Annotated in this window: 14 protein-coding genes; 9 read left to right on the top strand and 5 right to left on the bottom strand. The window is 67.7% G+C overall.

The genetic code is table 11. The features are described 5' to 3' along the window. Nucleotides 1–61: 61 nt before the first annotated feature. From FJU31_RS13420 to gpmA, 3 genes are all read left to right on the top strand, one after another. Nucleotides 62–1,243 carry an MFS transporter gene (locus FJU31_RS13420; protein ID WP_150455196.1) on the top strand — a complete coding sequence of 394 codons (1,182 nt, stop codon included), beginning with the start codon at nucleotides 62–64 and terminating at the stop codon, nucleotides 1,241–1,243. Between the two features lie 94 nt (nucleotides 1,244–1,337). Next, nucleotides 1,338–2,291 carry a cation diffusion facilitator family transporter gene (locus FJU31_RS13415; protein WP_150455195.1) on the top strand — a complete coding sequence of 318 codons (954 nt, stop codon included), beginning with the start codon at nucleotides 1,338–1,340 and terminating at the stop codon, nucleotides 2,289–2,291. Nucleotides 2,292–2,471: 180 nt separating this feature from the next. Beyond that, nucleotides 2,472–3,221 (top strand): 2,3-diphosphoglycerate-dependent phosphoglycerate mutase, encoded by a 750-nt coding sequence (gene gpmA / locus FJU31_RS13410; protein ID WP_150455194.1) that lies wholly within the window; start codon nucleotides 2,472–2,474, stop codon nucleotides 3,219–3,221. 110 nt (nucleotides 3,222–3,331) lie between these two features. Here gpmA and FJU31_RS13405 read toward each other — a convergent pair whose 3' ends face one another. Then, nucleotides 3,332–3,793 carry a hypothetical protein gene (locus tag FJU31_RS13405; RefSeq protein WP_150455193.1) on the bottom strand — a complete coding sequence of 154 codons (462 nt, stop codon included), beginning with the start codon at nucleotides 3,791–3,793 and terminating at the stop codon, nucleotides 3,332–3,334. Between the two features lie 141 nt (nucleotides 3,794–3,934). On the opposite strand from FJU31_RS13405, the gene FJU31_RS13400 reads away from it, so the two are divergent. Continuing rightward, entirely contained in the window at nucleotides 3,935–6,028 is a 2,094-nt protein-coding gene (locus FJU31_RS13400; protein ID WP_150455192.1) for a M13 family metallopeptidase, read from the top strand. A 244-nt stretch (nucleotides 6,029–6,272) separates the two neighbouring features. Here the strand turns inward: FJU31_RS13400 and FJU31_RS13395 are convergent, their stop codons facing one another. From FJU31_RS13395 to FJU31_RS13380, 4 genes are all read right to left on the bottom strand, one after another. Further along, nucleotides 6,273–6,863, bottom strand: a complete 591-nt coding sequence (locus tag FJU31_RS13395; protein WP_150455191.1) for an HD-GYP domain-containing protein — start codon at nucleotides 6,861–6,863, stop codon at nucleotides 6,273–6,275. Between the two features lie 96 nt (nucleotides 6,864–6,959). Then, nucleotides 6,960–10,424: a transcription-repair coupling factor gene (mfd, locus tag FJU31_RS13390; RefSeq protein WP_150455190.1), complete on the bottom strand. Its 3,465-nt coding sequence runs from the start codon at nucleotides 10,422–10,424 to the stop codon at nucleotides 6,960–6,962. Nucleotides 10,425–10,547: 123 nt separating this feature from the next. Beyond that, nucleotides 10,548–11,093 carry a GNAT family N-acetyltransferase gene (locus FJU31_RS13385; RefSeq protein ID WP_108768252.1) on the bottom strand — a complete coding sequence of 182 codons (546 nt, stop codon included), beginning with the start codon at nucleotides 11,091–11,093 and terminating at the stop codon, nucleotides 10,548–10,550. Nucleotides 11,094–11,221: 128 nt separating this feature from the next. Next, nucleotides 11,222–12,079: a 23S rRNA (adenine(2030)-N(6))-methyltransferase RlmJ gene (locus tag FJU31_RS13380; protein ID WP_150455189.1), complete on the bottom strand. Its 858-nt coding sequence runs from the start codon at nucleotides 12,077–12,079 to the stop codon at nucleotides 11,222–11,224. A gap of 35 nt (nucleotides 12,080–12,114) precedes the next feature. Here FJU31_RS13380 and creB point away from each other — a divergent pair, with 35 nt between their 5' ends. The 5 genes from creB to FJU31_RS13355 all read left to right on the top strand — a co-directional run bounded on the left by creB (nucleotide 12,115) and on the right by FJU31_RS13355 (nucleotide 17,903). Next, nucleotides 12,115–12,843 carry a two-component system response regulator CreB gene (gene creB / locus FJU31_RS13375; protein ID WP_150455188.1) on the top strand — a complete coding sequence of 243 codons (729 nt, stop codon included), beginning with the start codon at nucleotides 12,115–12,117 and terminating at the stop codon, nucleotides 12,841–12,843. A 3-nt stretch (nucleotides 12,844–12,846) separates the two neighbouring features. Beyond that, nucleotides 12,847–14,307 (top strand): two-component system sensor histidine kinase CreC, encoded by a 1,461-nt coding sequence (creC, locus tag FJU31_RS13370; RefSeq protein ID WP_150455187.1) that lies wholly within the window; start codon nucleotides 12,847–12,849, stop codon nucleotides 14,305–14,307. A gap of 81 nt (nucleotides 14,308–14,388) precedes the next feature. Continuing rightward, nucleotides 14,389–15,708 carry a cell envelope integrity protein CreD gene (gene creD / locus FJU31_RS13365; protein ID WP_150455186.1) on the top strand — a complete coding sequence of 440 codons (1,320 nt, stop codon included), beginning with the start codon at nucleotides 14,389–14,391 and terminating at the stop codon, nucleotides 15,706–15,708. Between the two features lie 10 nt (nucleotides 15,709–15,718). Then, nucleotides 15,719–16,129 carry a hypothetical protein gene (locus FJU31_RS13360; protein WP_150455185.1) on the top strand — a complete coding sequence of 137 codons (411 nt, stop codon included), beginning with the start codon at nucleotides 15,719–15,721 and terminating at the stop codon, nucleotides 16,127–16,129. A gap of 223 nt (nucleotides 16,130–16,352) precedes the next feature. Further along, a complete protein-coding gene (locus FJU31_RS13355) occupies nucleotides 16,353–17,903 on the top strand; it encodes a M20/M25/M40 family metallo-hydrolase (RefSeq protein WP_150455235.1) in 1,551 nt (516 codons plus the stop codon). Nucleotides 17,904–17,932 lie beyond the last annotated feature (29 nt).

Genomic DNA, 17,932 nt, shown 5'->3' with positions numbered 1-17,932 from the left:
TGGTTGCAGTTTAAAACCAGTGGCGTTACCGTGCATCCAGTTTCAAAATGCAACCACAAAGATGAGCCTCCCCGTATCGCGGCCACTGCTCGGCCTGCTGGCGGTCGCCGCCGGCGCCAGCGTGGCCAATGTCTATTACGCACAACCTCTGCTGGAACGGCTGGCCCAAGACTTCGCCCTCGACACGGCCGTGGCCGGCGCAGTGCTGGCGGCCACCCAGGCCGGCAGCGTGCTGGCCCTGCTTGCGCTGTTGCCGCTGGCCGACCGTGGCGACCGCCGGCACCTGCTTCGGGTGCAGCTGCTGGCCCTGGTGGCCGCGCTCCTGCTGCTGGCGGCTGCGCAGACGGCGGCGTGGTTGCTGGCCAGCATGCTGCTGGCCGGGCTGCTGGGCACGGCGCTCACCCAGGGGCTGATCGCCTATACGGCCCAGCTGGCGCCGGCCGAACAGCGCGGGCGCATGGTCGGCGCCGTGCAGGGCGGGGTGTTCATCGGCCTCCTGTCGGCGCGCGTGCTGTCCGGCAGCGTGGCCGCCGTGGCCGGCTGGCGTGCGGTCTACCTGCTGTCCGCCGTGTTGATGGCGGCGTTGGCGCTGTTGCTGTGGCGACGGTTGCCGGCCCTCCCGGTGCCGCTGGTGCCGCCGTCGTGGCGCACGCTGCTGGCGTCGATGGCCACGTTGCTGCGTGACGACCGCACGCTGCGTGAGCGCGGGCCGCTGGCGCTGCTGTTGTTTGCCGGCCTCAACGTGTTCTGGGCGGCGGTGCCGCTGCCGCTCTCGGCGCCGCCGTTGCACTGGTCCACCGCCGCGATCGGTGCACTGGGCGTGGCAGGCATTGTCGGCGCGCTACTGGCCGCGCGCGTGGGCCACTGGATGGATCGCGGTTTTGCCGTGCGCGTCAGCCTTGCCGCGCTGCTGCTGATGCTGGCAGCGTGGTGGCCGCTGCTGGGGTTGCCGCACTCGCTGGGACTGCTGTTGCTGGGCGTGGTGCTGCTGGACCTGGGCGGACAGGCACTGCACGTGGCCAACCAGGCACTGCTGCTGCGTGCACCGGTTGAACACCATGGACGCCTGGTGGCGTTGTACATGCTGTTTTACGCGGTGGGCAGCGGCGCCGGTGCAGCGGCCGGCACGTGGATGCAGGCACGCCATGGTTGGAACGCGGTGTGCCTGCTGGGTGCCGGCATCGCGGCGTTGGCGCTGCTGTGGTGGGCGCGCGGGCGTGTCGTCCGCCGCGTACGTGCATAGTCGCAGGACCCGCTGCACTGCAATGTTATAAACAGCGTAATAGTCTCCCGCGGCCCCCGCGCGTAGCCTGACCGCATTGCACAGGAGCTTTGCCATGGGTCATGACCACGATCACCTGCCAGCTGAAATCCGCCACGAGAAGCCCTTGTGGTGGGCGCTTGGGCTGACCACCACGTTCCTGGTGGTGGAAGTGGTGGGAGCGTTCTGGACCAACAGCCTGGCCCTGCTGTCCGATGCCGCGCACATGGCCACCGATACGCTGGCCCTGATGATCGCGCTGGTCGCGGTGCGGCTGAGCCGGCGCCCGCCGGATGCACGCCGCACCTACGGCTATGCCCGACTGGAAGCGCTGGGCGCGATGATCAACGGTGCGATGCTGTTCGTGGTGGCTGGCTACATCCTGTGGGAAGCCATCGCGCGCTTCCGTCAGCCGCAGGAGATCGCCTCCACCGGCATGCTGGTGATCGCGGCGATCGGCCTGGTCATCAACCTCATCTCGATGCGGCTGCTGCAGGCCGGCAGTGGTGAAAGCCTCAACGTGAAGGGCGCCTACCTGGAAGTGTGGGCCGACATGCTGGGCTCGGTGGCGGTGATCGTCGGCGCGCTGCTGATCCGCTGGACCGGCTGGAAGCCGATCGACCCGATCCTCGCCGTGCTGATCGGCCTGTGGGTGCTGCCACGCACCTGGGTGCTGATGCGCGAAGCGATCAATGTGCTGCTGGAAGGCGTGCCCAAGGGCACCGACGTGGCCAAGGTGCGCGCGGGCCTGGCCGCGCATGCGGCGGTGGTGGACGTGCATGACCTGCATGTGTGGGCACTGGCATCGAGCACCCCGGCACTGACCGCGCACGTAGTGATGCGCGAGGGAACCGACGCCGATGCACTGCGCCGTGAATTGGGTGCACGCCTGCACGAGGAATTCGGCATTGACCACGTGACCCTGCAGATCGAGGCGGATCATTGCGGCGAAGCGTGCGGGCAGCCGGTGAAGCACGCGCATGACCATGACCATGACGCGCAGGGACATCATGGCCACGTGCACCGGTAACCGCCGAGGCGACTGGGTAGAGTCGACCGTTGGTCGACTGCTCCTGATTCAGATCGCGAAACCGCGCGCTGCGCGCGACAGTCGACCAACGGTCGACTCTACCTACGGCCCCCGCAGGTCCACGGCGTCCGGCAAGGGCTACAATGCCCGCCTGCCCTTCCTCGCGTTGGAGATCCTGCAGTGACCCGTAAACTCGTACTGTTGCGCCACGGCCAGAGCCAGTGGAACCTGGACAACCGCTTCACCGGCTGGGTCGATGTCGATCTGACCGACCAGGGCCGCAGCGAAGCCGCCAACGCCGGCCGCCTGATGCGCGAAGAGGGCCTGCAGTTCGACGTCGCCCACACCTCGGTGCTCAAGCGCGCCATCCACACCCTGCAGGGTGCGCTGGCCGAACTGGGCCAGGACTGGCTGCCGGTCAACAAGTCCTGGCGCCTCAATGAACGCCATTATGGCGGCCTGCAGGGCCTGGACAAGGCCGAGACCGCTGCCAAGCACGGCGAGGACCAGGTCAAGGTGTGGCGTCGTTCCTACGACATCCCGCCGCCGCCGATGGACCTGGAAGATCCGGGCCACCCGATCCACGACCGTCGTTATGCCGGCCTGGACCGCAATGCACTGCCGGGCACCGAATCGCTGGCGACCACGCTGGACCGCGTTCTGCCGTACTGGCACGACGCCATCGCGCCGCAGCTGAAGGACGGCAAGACCGTGCTGGTCACCGCCCACGGCAACTCGCTGCGCGCGCTGTACAAGTACCTCAACAACGTCTCGCGCGAGGAAATCCTCGAGCTGAACATCCCCACCGGCATCCCGCTGCTGTTCGAACTGAACGACGATCTGACCGTGAAGTCGTTCCGCTACCTCGGCGACCCGGAAGCCGCCCGCAAGGCCGCTGAAGCGGTGGCCAACCAGGGCAAGGCGAAGTAAGAACGAAGGGCCGGCGCAAAGCCGGCCTTTCCTTTTGTAGCGTCGAGCCATGCTCGACTGACGCCATCGCAACCCAGTAGAGCTACCCCATGGGCGGCTGCATCTGTCCGCTACGAAGGACCCAGCAGGCGCGCCCTCGGAGGCTGCAATGCAGCAATGTCGATGACGTGGTCCTGGCAGATCAGTTGATAGTGCGCGAATGGGCCGGGGTAACGGCTATCAGCGAAGGTGACATGGTCCAGATAGTCGAGAAACTTCGACCGGCTGTAGCGGCGGAACCGGTTGCCGCTCCAGGCTTCGGAGTCGTCCCAGCTCTTGTAGGACTCGTTGTGCACGACATAGCTGATGTAGTGGTCCCATACCAGCTCGAAGCATTGCGAATCGGAGGTCATCTCTATCGCTCGCACGCCATCGATCCAATGCCCCTGGCCGAGATCCACCCGGCGGGGCTCTCCTGTCACCTGTCCCTCCTCGATGACCAGCCGCAGACAGTTGGCCTCCGGTTCGCCAATATCCGTCAGGAACAGATAATCGCAGCTGTCAAGCGCCAGTAGCAGCGCAGCTTCGTCCATGGGCGCGAGGTCCGGTGATCGGGAAGACAAGAATACCGGCATGCAGTTGGTTGGCGATGCCACGGCCCCTGTGACCTTTGGCCGGTCCCCCGCACCGACGCGCCCGCTACGCTGGACGATTCGCCGTCTGAGAGAGACTCCATGAACGTCCGCAACCTGGTCCCGCTGGGCCTGACCATCGCCATCGCTGCGTCGCTGGCTGCCTGTGGCAAGAACGAAACCGCGCCGGCCGCCAGCGCCGATGCCAAGCCGGCCTTGGATCAGTCGCAGATCAAGACCCCGCTGATCTCGCTCAACAGTGCCGACCTGGATCCGTCCATCGCCGCCTGTACCGACCTCAACGGCTTCGTCAACAGCAAGTGGCTGAAGGCCAACCCGGTGCCGGGTGACCAGACCACCTGGGGCAGCTTCGAGATCCTGCGCGAGCGCTCGCTGGAAGTGCAGCACGGGCTGGTCGAGCAGGCCGCTGCCAGCCAGGCCAAGTCCGGATCGGTGGAAGCCAAGATCGGTGACATCTGGAAGACCGGCAACGACGAAGCGAAGATCGAGGCCGCCGGCTTGGCCCCGCTGCAGCCGCAGCTGGACAAGATCGCCGCGCTGAACGACACCGCCGCCATCACCCAGTACCTGCGCGACAGCCAGGTCGAAGGCAAGGGCGTGCTGTTCTCGCTGTTCGCCAATGCCGACTACAAGGATTCGGCCAACGTCATCGCCTACGTCGGCCAGGGCGGCCTGGGCCTGCCGGAGAAGGGCTACTACTTCGACGAATCGCAGGCCAAGATCCGTGAGGCCTACGTGGCCTACATCGCCCAGGTGCTGACCCTGTCGGGCATGGACGCGGCGCAGGCCGGCGAGCAGGCCAAGGCCGTGATGGCCTTCGAGACCCGGTTGGCCAAGGCCTCGATGTCGCGCATCGAAATGCGTGACCCGGCCAAGCGCTACAACCCGCTCAGTGCCGCCGACGCCGACAAGCTGACCCCCAACTTCAGTTGGACCGCGCTGTTCGACACCCTCAAGGTGCCGGCCGCGCAGAAGTTCTCGCTGGCGCAGCCGGGCTTCTTCAGTGAAATGGACAAGATGCTGGCCGATGTGCCGGCCAGCACCTGGCAGGCCTACCTGCGCTTCCACACCGTGGATGACGCATCGCCGTACCTGAGCAGCCAGTTCGAGAAGGCCAACTTCGACTTCTACGGCACCACGCTGCGTGGCCAGAAGGAAATGCAGCCGCGCTGGAAGCGTGTGCTGGAATCGGTGAACGGCGGCATGGGCGAGGCCCTGGGCCAGCTGTATGTCGATGCCGTGTTCCCGGCCGAGTCGAAGGTCGCCATGCAGCACCTGGTGGAGAACCTGTCGCAGGCGCTGAAGGCGCGCCTGGAGCAGCTGCCGTGGATGGGCGAGGAAACCAAGAAGAAGGCCATTGAAAAGTGGGCCAGCTTCACCCCGAAGATCGGTTACCCGGACAAGTGGCGTGACTGGACGGGCCTGAAGACCAACGGTGACAGCTACCTGGGCAACATGCAGGCGGCGCGCGCGTTCAACTACCGCTACATGCTGGACAAGATCGGCAAGCCGGTGGACAAGACCGAGTGGGGCATGACCCCGCAGACCGTCAACGCCTACTACAACGCCACCAAGAACGAGATCGTGTTCCCGGCCGCCATCCTGCAGGCGCCGTTCTTCGACGCCAAGGCCGACCCGGCGCTCAACTACGGCGGCATCGGTGCGGTCATCGGCCACGAGATGATGCACGGCTACGACGACTCCGGCAGCCAGTTCGCCGCCAACGGCAACTTCGACAACTGGTGGACCGATGGTGACCGCAAGGCCTTCACCGAGCGTACCGACAAGCTGGTCGCGCAGTTCGACGGCTATGAGTCGGTGCCGGGCGTGTTCGTAAAGGGCAAGCTGACCCTGGGCGAGAACATCGGTGACCTGGGCGGCCTGACCGTGGCGTACGACGCGCTGCAGATGGCCCTGAAGGAAGACCCGAAGGCCAATGTCGAAGTCGACGGTCACAGCCAGGACCAGCGCTTCTTCATGAACTGGGCCACCGTGTGGCGCCGCAATTTCACCGATGGCGAGCTGCGCGTGCGCCTGAACACCGACCCGCACGCACCGGCCAACTTCCGCGCCAACGGTGCACCGTCGAACATGCCGTCCTACGCTGCTGCGTTCCAGTGCAAGGCCGGTGATGCGATGGTGCGCGCCGACGACAAGCGCGTGGTGATCTGGTAATCGCCACGGCGGTTGTTTGAATGCAGAAGGCCCCGCGAAAGCGGGGCCTTTTTTGGTGTGGCTGGTAGAGTCGACCGTTGGTCGACTATCGCGCGCAGCGCGGCGATTTTCGGGGGTCTGTGGGAAGAGCAGTCGACCAACGGTCGACTCTACCGCGCGCAGCGCGGGATTTTGGCGATCTGTGGCAAGAGCCGTCGACCAACGGTCGACTCTACCGCGCGCAGCAGTCGACCAACGGTCGACTCTACCCGGCCAGCATGTCGCGGAAACGCCTCAACACGTACGGGTCAATCAACCCGCCGGCCTGCTCATCGAGGATGCGCAGTACCGCGTCATGCTCCATCGCCTGGCGGTAGGGGCGGGCGCTGGTCATCGCGTCGTAGGCATCGACTACGGTGAGGATGCGTGCGCCCAGCGGGATCGACTCGCCGTGCAGGCCATCGGGGTAGCCGCTGCCGTCGTGGGCTTCGTGGTGGGCGCGGATCAGCCGCGCCACCGGCACCGCATCGCTGCGGCCCGTGGCCAGGAAGATCTGTTCGCCGCGCACCGGGTGCTCGCGCATGATGGCACTGTCTTCTTCGGTGTGCCGGCGGGGGCTCAGCAGTACGTCATCGGGAATACCGATCTTGCCGATGTCGTGGAAGCGCGCGGCCAGACCAACATGCGCGCGGCTGTCGCTGTCCATGTCGCAGTGGACAGCCAAGCGCTGCGCGAGCAGGCCGACGCGGTCGCAGTGATGGCGGGTGTAGGCATCGCGCATCTGCAGTGACATCGACAGTGCATCGACCAGGCAGGCATCGGTGTGCAGCAGATCGGGAGGGTTGGAATCAAGCATCGGGGTGGCGCCGCCTTGGCACGCAGAAACAACAAGGCCCGCGTCTGCGGGCCCGGATGGGGTGGGGTGGTGCATAGGGTAACGCGTGCGCCGGGGTCAGCGCAGCGCCAGGGTCAGCAGCAGCGCACGGGCCGCGTTAAAGCGGTCCTCCGGCAACGGCAGCGGGTGCTTGATGCGCAGCTTGTCCGGCCCTTCCATGGCATACAGGTTGGGCTGCTTCTGGATCAGCTGGATCACCGCCATCGGGTCGATGTTCGGCTTGGATTCGAACACGATGCGGCCGCCGTTCTCGCCCAGGTCCAGCTTGCGGATGCCCAGGGTGTTGGCCTGCAGCTTCAGTTCGGCGATGGCGAACAGGTGCTTGGCCGCATCCGGCAGCAGGCCGAAGCGGTCGATCATCTCCACCTGCAGCTCGCGCAGCGCATCGCTGTCACGCGCGCTGGAAATGCGCTTGTACAGGGTCAGGCGGGTGTGCACGTCGGGCAGGTAGTCTTCCGGAATCAGCGCCGGCACATGCAGTTCCACTTCGGCCCCGCGGACTTCCTCGCCGGCATCCAGGTCGGGCAGCTTGCCCTGCTTGATGCTGCGCACCGCGCGTTCCAGCAGCTCGGTGTACAGGCTGAAGCCCACTTCGGCCATCTGCCCGCTCTGGTCCTCGCCCAGCAGTTCGCCGGCACCGCGGATTTCCAGATCGTGCGTGGCCAGGGTGAAGCCGGCGCCGAGTTCGTCCATCGAGGCGATCGCTTCCAGGCGCTTCTCCGCATCCGGGGTGATCGAGCGACGGTCCGGCGCCACCAGGTAGGCATACGCACGGTGGTGCGAACGACCGACGCGGCCGCGCAGCTGGTGCAGCTGGGCCAGGCCGAAGCGGTCGGCGCGGTTGATGATGATGGTGTTGGCGTTGGGGATGTCGATGCCCGATTCGATGATCGTGGTCGACAGCAGCACGTTGAAGCGCTGCTTCTGGAAATCCAGCATCACCTTTTCCAGCTCGCGCTCGGGCATCTGCCCGTGGGCGATGCCGATGCGCGCTTCGGGCACCAGCTCGGACAGCTCGCGCTGCATGCGGCCGATGCTTTCCACGTCGTTGTGCAGGAAGTACAGCTGGCCACCACGCGCCAGCTCGCGCTGGAAGGCTTCGCGCAGCAGCGCGTCGTCCCACTGGGTGATGAAGGTCTGCACCGCCAGCCGGTTCGGCGGCGGGGTGGCGATGATCGACAGGTCGCGCAGGCCGGCCATGGCCATGTTCAAGGTACGCGGGATCGGCGTGGCGGTCAGGGTCAGCAGGTGCACGTTGGCACGCAGCGCCTTCAGTGCCTCCTTCTGGCGCACGCCGAAACGCTGCTCCTCGTCGACGATGACCATGCCCAGGTCCTTGAACTTCACGTCCGGCTGCAGCAGGCGATGGGTACCGACGATGACGTCGATGGTGCCGGCGGCGACCTTCTCCAGTTCGGCCTTGATTTCCTTGGTGCTCTTGAAGCGCGAGAGCACTTCCACCTTCAGCGGGTAATCGGCGAAGCGGTCGCGGAAATTGCGGTAGTGCTGCTCGGCCAGCAGCGTGGTCGGCACCAGCACGGCCACTTGCTTGCCGGCGCTGGCCGCGGCAAATGCCGCGCGCACGGCCACTTCGGTCTTGCCGAAGCCGACGTCGCCGCAGACCACGCGGTCCATCGGCTGGCTGCTGGCCAGGTCGCGCAGGGTCGCGTCGATGGCGGCCAGCTGGTCGGGGGTTTCCTCGAACGGGAAGCCGGCCGCGAACGGTTCGTACATCGCGCGGTCCACCTGCAGCGCCAGGCCGGCACGCGCCTGGCGGCGGGCCTGGATCTCCAACAGTTCGGCGGCCACGTCGCGCACCTTCTCGGCCGCCTTGCGCTTGGCCTTGGTCCACTGCTCGCCACCCAGTGAATGCAGCGGCGCGGTTTCCGCCGATGCGCCCGAATAGCGGCTGATCAGGTGCAGCTGTGCCACCGGCACGTACAGCCGGTCGCCCTTGGCGTATTCGATTTCCAGGAACTCGCCGGGCATGCCGCCGACGTCCATCGCGATCAGGCCACGGTAGCGGCCGACGCCATGGTCTTCGTGCACGATCGGCGCGCCTTCGGTCAGCTCGCCGAGGTCGCGGATGATCGCCTCCGGCTCGCGGCCGGCACGGCGCGTGCGGCGGGTGCTGCCGGCGCGCTCGGGGAACAGCTGGCGCTCGGTGAGCACCGCGATGCGCGGCTCATCCAGCGCGAAGCCGTCTTCCAGCGGCGCCACGGTGATGGCGAAGCGCGCATCGTCGGCGAGGAAGCTGGGCAGATCGGCCACCACCGGCGGCTTCAGCTCGGCGGCCTGCAGCACTTCCAGCAGGGCTTCGCGGCGGCCCGGTGAATCGGCGGCGATCAGCACCCGGCCCGGGTAGTGGCCGAGGAAGGATTTCAGTGCATCGCCGGCGGGCGCGTCGCGCGCGGCCACTGGCAGTGGCGGCAGCGGCTGGTCACCCAGCGCATGCGCATCGGCAATGCGTGCGTGTTCGGGCGCCCAGACTTCGATGCGCGCGGCATCATTCAAGCGTTCGCGCAACAGCTCCGGCGACAGGTACAGCGCCGACGGCGGCAGCAGCGGCCGTTCCACATCGTGGCGGCGCTGTTCGTAACGGTCAGCGGTCTGCGCCCAGAAGGCGACGGCCGCTTCATCCGCACCGGTGCACACCACCGGCAGACTGCCGGCGGGCAGGTAGTCGAACAGGGTGGCGGTGCGGTCGAAGAACAGCGGCAGGTAGTACTCGATGCCGGCCGGGGCCAGCCCGGATTTCAGATCCTGGTACAGCGAGCTGCGCCGGGTATCGACATCGAAGCGCTCGCGCAGCGTGCCCAGCACGCGCGCGATGCTGGCATCGTCCATCGGCACTTCGCGGCCGGGCAGCATGTGCACCGACTCGACCTTGTCCAGCGAGCGCTGGCTTTCCGGATCGAAGGCACGGATCGAATCGATGTCCTCGTCCAGCAGCTCGACCCGCAGCGGCTCGTCGGCGCCCATCGGGAACACGTCGAGCAGGCCACCGCGCACGGCGAAATCGCCCGGGTCCATCACCTGCGGCACGTTGCGGTAGCCGGCGCTTTCCAGGCGGCGCTTCTCGGCCTCAAGGTCCAAGCGCTGGCCGACCTTCAGGTCGAAGCTTCCCCCGATGACATAGCTGCGCGGGGCCAGCTGCTGCAGCACCGTCTGCACCGGCACCACCACCAGGCCACGCTTGAGCGTGGGCAGGCGGTGCAGGGCAGCCAGGCGCTGGGAAATGATGTCCGGGTGCGGGCTGAAGCGGTCGTAGGGCAGCGTTTCCCAATCCGGGAAAGCGACCACCGGCAGGTCCGGGTCGTTCCCGATCAGGGTCTGCAGGTCGGCTTCGAGCTGGTTGGCGCCGTGGTTGTCACGGGCGATCACCAGCAGCGGCGCGTCATGCGCGCGCGCGGCCTGGACCAGGTACCAGGCCAGGGCGGTCGGCGAGGCGGGGGCGCGCCACCAAGCGCGGAGCTGGCCGGCGCGAGGCAACGGCGGGGCGGGGTATGAGGTACGCGACATGGACCGCCGATCTTAGCAGAAGGGAGTGTCGCTGCCGTGTGCGCAATGCCGTTGGTAGCGCCGGGCCATGCCCGGCGGATGCCGCACCACCGCTGCGCTCGCCGGGCATGGCCCGGTGCTACCTCAGTTGTCCAGTTCCAGCACCATGCGCACCAGGCCATCGGCGCCATTGGGGTGCGGTACCGGCTTGAAGCCCAGCGAGGCGGCCAGCTGCTTCATCGGCTCGTTCTCGGCGGCCACGTCGCCATACAGGCGGTCCAGGTACTTGCCGCGGCCCCATTTCACCAGCTTGCGCATCAACTGGCGGCCCAGGCCCTGGCCGATCAGGAAGCGGCTGATCAGGATCGCGTACTCGGCTTCACGGGTGCCGGGGATGATCGAGGCACGCGCGACCGCGCCCACCACCGCTTCACCGGCAGGCAGCGACTCGGCGGCCACCAGGGTGATTTCGGTCTTCGGGTTGGGGTGGGTCAGGCGCTGGGTGGTGTCCGCCGAAAGCTCGGTCACCGACTGCAGGAAACGGTCACGGATTTCTTCCGGCCCGAAGAGGCTGAAAGCGGCCTGCAGCGGCGCGCCGTCTTCCGGGCGGATGGGGCGGATCAGCAGCTCGTGGCCGCTGGGAGCCTTGAAGATCTCATGCCAGGGCGGCATGCGGTTGCGAGTGGCCATACCGGGTGATTCCTTGGTGGTCCATCGATTGTGGCATCACCGGGGCTGCATTCCGTGAACGAAAGGCTCACGGGCGTACAGCCTCGTGAAGACGGCAGATCGGCACCTGATCGTCGCTTGCGCGTGGGCTATTCGGGCGCCTTCAGCCAATCCAGGCGGGTAGTGGCACCCGGCTCGCCCAGGTGCTGGCGCAGCGCCGGCAGGGCCGGGCCGACCACCCGGTCGAACTGCCAGGGGGCGTTGAGCAGCAGCATGCCGCTGCCGTTGAGGCGCAGCGGTGAGTCGTCCGGACGCACCAGGAATTCGATGGTCATGGCCGATTTCACCGGCAGGGCGGCCGCCTTGCGCAGGAAATGCAGGATGGTGCGGCGCTGCTTGATCGGGAACCAGACCGCGCAGGTGGCCTGCGGCCAGCGCGCCAGGGTCTCGGCCAAGGCGGCCAGGATGGCCTGGTATTCCGCATCCTGTGCCTCGTACGGCGGGTCGATCAGCACCAGGCCGCGGCCGATCTTGCTGCCGTTGACCTTCGGCGGCAGCTGCGAACGCAGCAGCGCGTAGCCATCGCCCTGGTGCACGCCGACGCGGTTGTCGTGGGCAAACAGCGCCTTCAGCTGGGCCGCTTCGTCGTCCTGCAGCTCGCAGACCGCCATCCGGTCCTGCGCGCGCATCGCCTGGGCACTCAGCAGCGGCGAGCCAGGGTAGGTGATCATCGCGCCCACCGGGTTGTCGGCCTGCACGGCCTTCAGGTAGCGCTCGATGACCTCCGGCAGCTTGGGCTGGGCCATCAGGCGCATGATGCCGTCTTCGGCCTCCAGGGTCTTGCGGCCCTCTTCGCTGGCCAGCAGGTAACGGCCGGCACCGCCATGGGTGTCGAGCACGAAGAACGGGCTGTCCTTGCGCTTGAAGCTGTCGATCAGGGCCAGCTGCACGATGTGCTTGAGGACATCGGCATGGTTGCCGGCATGGAAGGCGTGGCGATAGTTCATGGGCGGCAGTGTACGGGGCGGCGGCCGCAGCGGCTATGCTGCGCGCCATGACAGCCCCCGTTGCCCAGGTCCTGGTAGTCGAGGACGAAGCCGCCATCGCCGAAACCGTGCTGTATGCCCTGAGCAGCGAAGGCTACGCGGCCAGCCACTGCCTGCTCGGCGGGCAGGCCCTGCAGCGCCTGCAGGAGGGCGGTGTGGACGTGGTGGTGCTGGACGTGGGCCTGCCCGACCTCAGCGGCTTCGAGGTCTGCCGCCGGCTGCGTGCCCTGCCGGGGCCGCAGGCGCAGGTGCCGGTGATCTTCCTGACCGCCCGCAACGATGAGCTGGACCGCGTGCTGGGCCTGGAACTGGGCGCCGACGATTACATGGCCAAGCCCTTCTCGCCGCGCGAGCTGGTGGCCCGGGTACGCGCCCGGCTGCGTCGGGTAGCGCCTGCCGCCCCGGTCGTGGCGGCGGTCGAGCCCGGCTGGCGCGAGCACGGTGCCTTCGCCATCGACCGCGAGGGCCGGCGTATCCGCTACCACGGCCATGCCCTGGACCTGACCCGCTACGAGTACGCCCTGCTGGAAGCGCTGCTGCAGCGCCCCGGCGCCATCCTCAGCCGCGGCCAGCTGATGGACCGCGGCTGGGACAGCAGCGCCGACAGCGCCGACCGCACCGTCGACACCCACGTCAAGACGCTGCGCGCCAAGCTGCGTGCGGCCGGTGCCAGCGACGACCCGATCCGCACCCATCGTGGCCTGGGCTACGCGCTGGAGACCTGAGCCATGCGCCTGGTACTGAAGCTGTTCCTGGGCTTCTTCCTGATCACCGGCATCGCCGCGTTCTTCGTGATGCGGGTGTTCGTCAACGAGGTGAAGCCGGGCGTGCGCCAGGCGATGGAATCGACCCTGGTCGATGCGGCCAACGTGCTGGCCGAAATGGCCGCCGCCGACGTCAAGGCCGGCACGATCGGCAATGGCAGCTTCACCCGCAACCTGGCCAAGGCCCGCCAGCGCGACCTGAAGGCGATGGTCTGGCGCTTCCCGAAGCGCTCGCTGGATTACCGGGTGACGATCACCGATGCGCGCGGCATCGTCATCTACGACTCGCTGGGCCGCGACATGGGTCGCGACAATTCGCGCTGGAATGATGTCTACCGCACGCTGCGCGGCGAGTACGGCGCGCGCTCCAGCCCGGAGATCGCCGGCAGCGAGGGCGACACGGTGATGCACGTGGCCGCGCCGGTCTACGACCCCGCCGATGGCCACACCCTCATCGGCGTGCTCAGCCTGGCCCAGCCCAACCGCAGCATCGATCCGTTCATCGCCGCCAGCCAGCGCGCCATCATGGAGCGCGGGGCGTGGCTGATCGGCCTGTCCGCGCTGGTGGGCGTACTGGTGACGATGTGGCTGACCACCGGCCTGGGCCAGCTCAGCCGCTATGCGCGCGCGGTCACCGCCGGCGAGCCGGTGCCGCCACCACGGCGCCGTCGCGACGAGATCGGTGATCTCGGCCAGGCCCTGGAAACCATGCGCCGCAAGCTGGAAGGCAAGGCCTACGTCGAGCAGTACGTGCAGTCGCTGACGCACGAGATGAAGAGCCCGCTGGCCGCCATCCGCGGTGCCGCCGAGCTGCTGCAGGAACCGATGCCCGATGCCGACCGCGCGCATTTCGCGCGCAGCATCGTCGACCAGCAGGAGCGGCTGACCGAAACCATCGACAAGCTGCTGGCGCTGGCCGAGGTCGAACAGCACGGCTGGCTGCAGACCCGCGATCCGATCGCGCCGGCCACGCTGCTTGACGATGCCGTCGCTGCCGCACAGGTGCGTGCACAGGCGGCCGGCGTGGTGGTGCGCATCGGCGCCGCGCCGGACCTGCGCGTGCACGGCGATGCCTATCTGCTGCGGCAGGCGCTGCACAACCTGATCAACAACGCCGTCGCGTTCTCCTCGCCCGGTGCCGAGGTGGAACTGGAGGCGCATGCCGAAGGGCAGGGCGTGCGCCTGCAGGTGGCCGACCGTGGCACCGGCGTGCCCGATTACGCCCGTGAGCGCGTGTTCGAGCGCTTCTATTCACTGGCCCGCCCGGGCAGTGGCCGGCGTAGTTCCGGCCTCGGCCTGCCGTTCGTGCAGGAAGTGGCGCGCCTGCACGATGGCCGCGCCAGCCTCGAGCCGCGGCCCGGCGGCGGCACGGTCGCAAGCCTGTGGCTGCCGCTGGGTGGACCGGCGCAGCGCGCCCGTCGCTGACTTCACGTTCGCTTCAAATTCGCCACAAACCCCACTCACCGCCGCCGTCCATCCTGCAGTCCTCTCCAACGAGGACGGACGATGAAATCCCTGAAGATGCTGTTGCGGTTCGCCATCGTCGGCGGACTGATCCTGCTGCTGCTGATTCCGCTGACGATGATCCGCGGCGTCATCAACGAGCGCAGTGCGTACCGCGACGAAGCGTTTGCACGGGTGGCCGACAGCCGCGCCGGTGCGCAGCGCCTGGTCGGCCCGGTGCGGGTGGTGCCTTGGGTGGAGCGCCAGCAGGTCGAGGTGGTCGACGCCAAGGGCAACAAGAAGGCCGAGGTACAGGTGACCGAAGGCCATTGGCTGCAGATGCCGGCCTCGCTGGACGTGGGCGGCGAGATGCTGCCCAGCCAGCGCGAAGTGGGCCTGTTCAAGGTGCCGGTGTACAGCTGGAACGGCCAACTGAAGGCGACCTTTGCCGCCGACGATTACCCGGTGAAGCCCGGCCGCAGCTACGGCCAGCCGTACGTGGTGCTGGGCGTGTCCGATGCCCGCGGCCTGGTCGGCACGCCGGACCTGCGCGTGGACGGCAAGCCGGTGCGGCTGCTGCCCGGTGTCGGCGTGGCCAGCCAGGTGGGGCGTGGCCTGCATGCGCCGGTGGCCGGCTTCAGCGACAGCCAGGGCGGCACCCTGGCCGGCAGCAGCATCGAACTGCAGCTGCGCCTGGATGGCAGCCGCGCGCTGTCGGTGGTGCCGGTGGGCGATGACACGAAGATCGCGCTGCGCTCGCGCTGGCCGCACCCGTCCTTCAGCGGCGCCTTCCTGCCCAACGAGCGGCGCGTCGATGCGCAGGGCTTCAACGCACACTGGGCGGTGTCCTCGCTGGCCTCCGATGCACAGGCCCAGCTGCGTGCCGAGGGTGCAGTGGATTCGCAGGCAGTGACGGTGTCGCTGGTGGATCCGGTCGACACCTATACCCAGGCCGATCGCGCTTCGAAGTACGGCATTCTGTTCGTGGTGCTGACCTTCGTCGGCTTCATCCTGTTCGAGCTGATCAAGTCGCTGCGCATCCACCCGCTGCAGTACCTGATGGTCGGCCTGGCGCTGGCGATCTTCTTCCTGCTGCTGATCAGCCTGTCCGAGCACATCACCTTCTGGAAGGCCTACCTGGTCTCGGCCGTGGCCTGCATCGGCCTGCAGGCGGTGTACCTGGCCCATGTGCTGGGGCATTGGAAACGAGGCCTCGGCTTCGCCGCGCTGCTGACCCTGCTTTACGGCGCGCTGTATGGCCTGCTGGTCTCGGAAAACAACGCGCTGCTGATGGGATCGCTGCTGCTGTTCGTGATCCTGGCGCTGGCGATGTGGGTGACCCGCCGGGTCGACTGGTACGCGCTGGGCGCGGAACTGAAGTAAGGAGCACGCCATGGGCTGGCGCCAGGGATTGTGGCAACGGGCACGGCAGGGCGTTCCGGCCCTGCTGGAAGTGGATGCACTGCTGCAGGCACATGGTGTGCTGGCGGCCCTGCCGGGGGCACGGATCGCCCCCGGCCTGGTCCGCTTCCAGTTGGCCGCGGTGACCTGCGAAGGATTGCAGCGGAAAGGGCTGGAATGGCTGGTCGGCGCGCGGCAGGGACGCGGCGCGCTGGCCGGGCGGGTGCCGCGCTACCGGCCATGGAAGGCCGGCGCGGCGGCGCTGTCGGAGATCGGCATCGACGGCCTGCCGCCGGATTGGCCGGCGCATGCGGCGGTGTACGGCTGCAGCAGCGTCGACCATCGCCACTGGCTGTTGCTGCTGCCGGAGCGCGCGCAGTTGTGGCTGGGCTGGCGTGGGTGATCGCGCACAGAGCATCCACGCATGGCGTGGATCTACGGGAGCCGCCGCACATCATCGACACGCATGACGTGGGTGAGCGCGGTGCGGTCCATGACCGATGGGACGGGGGCGTTGCGCTGGTGCTGGCTAGACTCGATGGGTTGACGATCGAGCCGAAGGGCAGGGGTGTGGCGTGTTGAAGTGGAACGGGTTGAAGTGGGGTGTGCTGGCCGCATCGCTGGCAATGGGTGGCAATGCGATGGCGCAGCAGCGCGAACCGGTGGACCTGGACATGGTCAGCCGCATCCGCCAGGAGGCCTTCCACCGTTCGCAGGTGATGGACACCTTCAGCTACCTCACCGAACGCATCGGCCCGCGCCTGACCAACTCGCCGGCGATGGGCCGCGCCAATGCCTGGACCCGCGGCAAGTTCAGCGAGTGGAAGCTAACAAACGTGCACGACGAAGCCTTCGATGACTTCGGCCGTGGCTGGGAATTCACCTCGGCCAGCGTGGAAATGCTGGGCGACCGCGTGCAGCCGCTGCACGCCCTGCCCAAGGCGTGGACCCCCGGCACCCGTGGCCCGGTGGAGGGCGAGCTGGTTCACGTGGAAATCAAGAAGCCCGAGGACATCGAGCAGTACCGCGGCAAGCTGCGCGGCAAGATCCTGCTGCTGGGCGAGGCGCGCGAGTACAAGCGCGGCACCGAGCCGGATTCGCACCGGCACGATGCCACCTCGCTGGAAGGCCTGCAGGAATTCACCCTGCCCAAGGACGTCGCCGCCGAGCGGGCCAAGCGGGTGAAGGAATACAAGGAACGCCAGGAGCTGGCCGCCAAGGTCAACGCCTTCTTCGTCGAAGAGGGCGCGCTGGCCTCGATCAGCATCAGCAGCTGGGACAACGGCATCATCCGCGTCGCCGGCGGCGGTTCGCGCAAGGCCGGCGAATCGGTGGGCATTCCGGAACTGGCGATGATCGCCGAGCACTTCAACCCGCTGGTGCGTGCGCTGGACGCCAAGCAGCCGGTACGCCTGCGCGTGGACGTGGCCGCGCGCTTCACCGACGAGGCTGACCAGCCCGGCTACAACACGATGGCCGAGATCCGCGGCAGCAGCAAGCCCGATGAAGTGGTGATGATCGGCGCCCACCTGGACTCCTGGCACAGCGGCACCGGCGCGGCCGACAACGCCGCCGGCGTGGCGGTGATGATGGAGGCGATGCGCATCCTCAAGGCCACCGGCGCCAAGCCGAAGCGGACCATCCGCGTGGCGTTGTGGAGCGGCGAGGAGCAGGGCCTGATCGGCTCGCAGGCCTATGTGGCCAAGCACTTCGGTCGTTTCCCCGAACCCACCGACCCGGCCGAGAAGGCGCTGCCGGCCTCGCTGCGTGACCCGACCGGTGCGCTGCAGAAGACCCGCGATTACGGCAAGTTCCAGGTCTACTTCAACATGGACAACGGCTCCGGCCGGTTCCGGGGCATCTACGCCCAGGAAAACCTGGCGGCCATGCCGATCTTCGAAGCCTGGCTGGCCCCGTTCCATGACGTGGGCGCCACCACCGTGGCCACCCGCAACACCGGCAGCACCGACCACATCAGCTTCGACCGGATCGGCCTGCCGGGCTTCCAGTTCATCCAGGACCGTCTGGACTACTTCACCAACGTCCACCACAGCCACCTGGACACTTGGGACCACGCCGAACCGGATGACCTGAAGCAGGCCGCCGCCATCGTGGCTTCGTTCGCCTACAACGCCGCGATGCGCGAGCAGTCCTTCCCGCGCAAGGCTGAACCGTGAAAAAAGGGCACGGGGGGGATAAATCGTTT

The sequence above is a fragment of the Stenotrophomonas cyclobalanopsidis genome, from assembly GCF_008710035.1.
In the GTDB taxonomy this organism is placed as follows: Bacteria; Pseudomonadota; Gammaproteobacteria; order Xanthomonadales; family Xanthomonadaceae; genus Stenotrophomonas; species Stenotrophomonas cyclobalanopsidis.
Note: the sequence above shows the minus strand (reverse complement) of the source record. Positions and strands in the feature narration are given on the sequence as shown.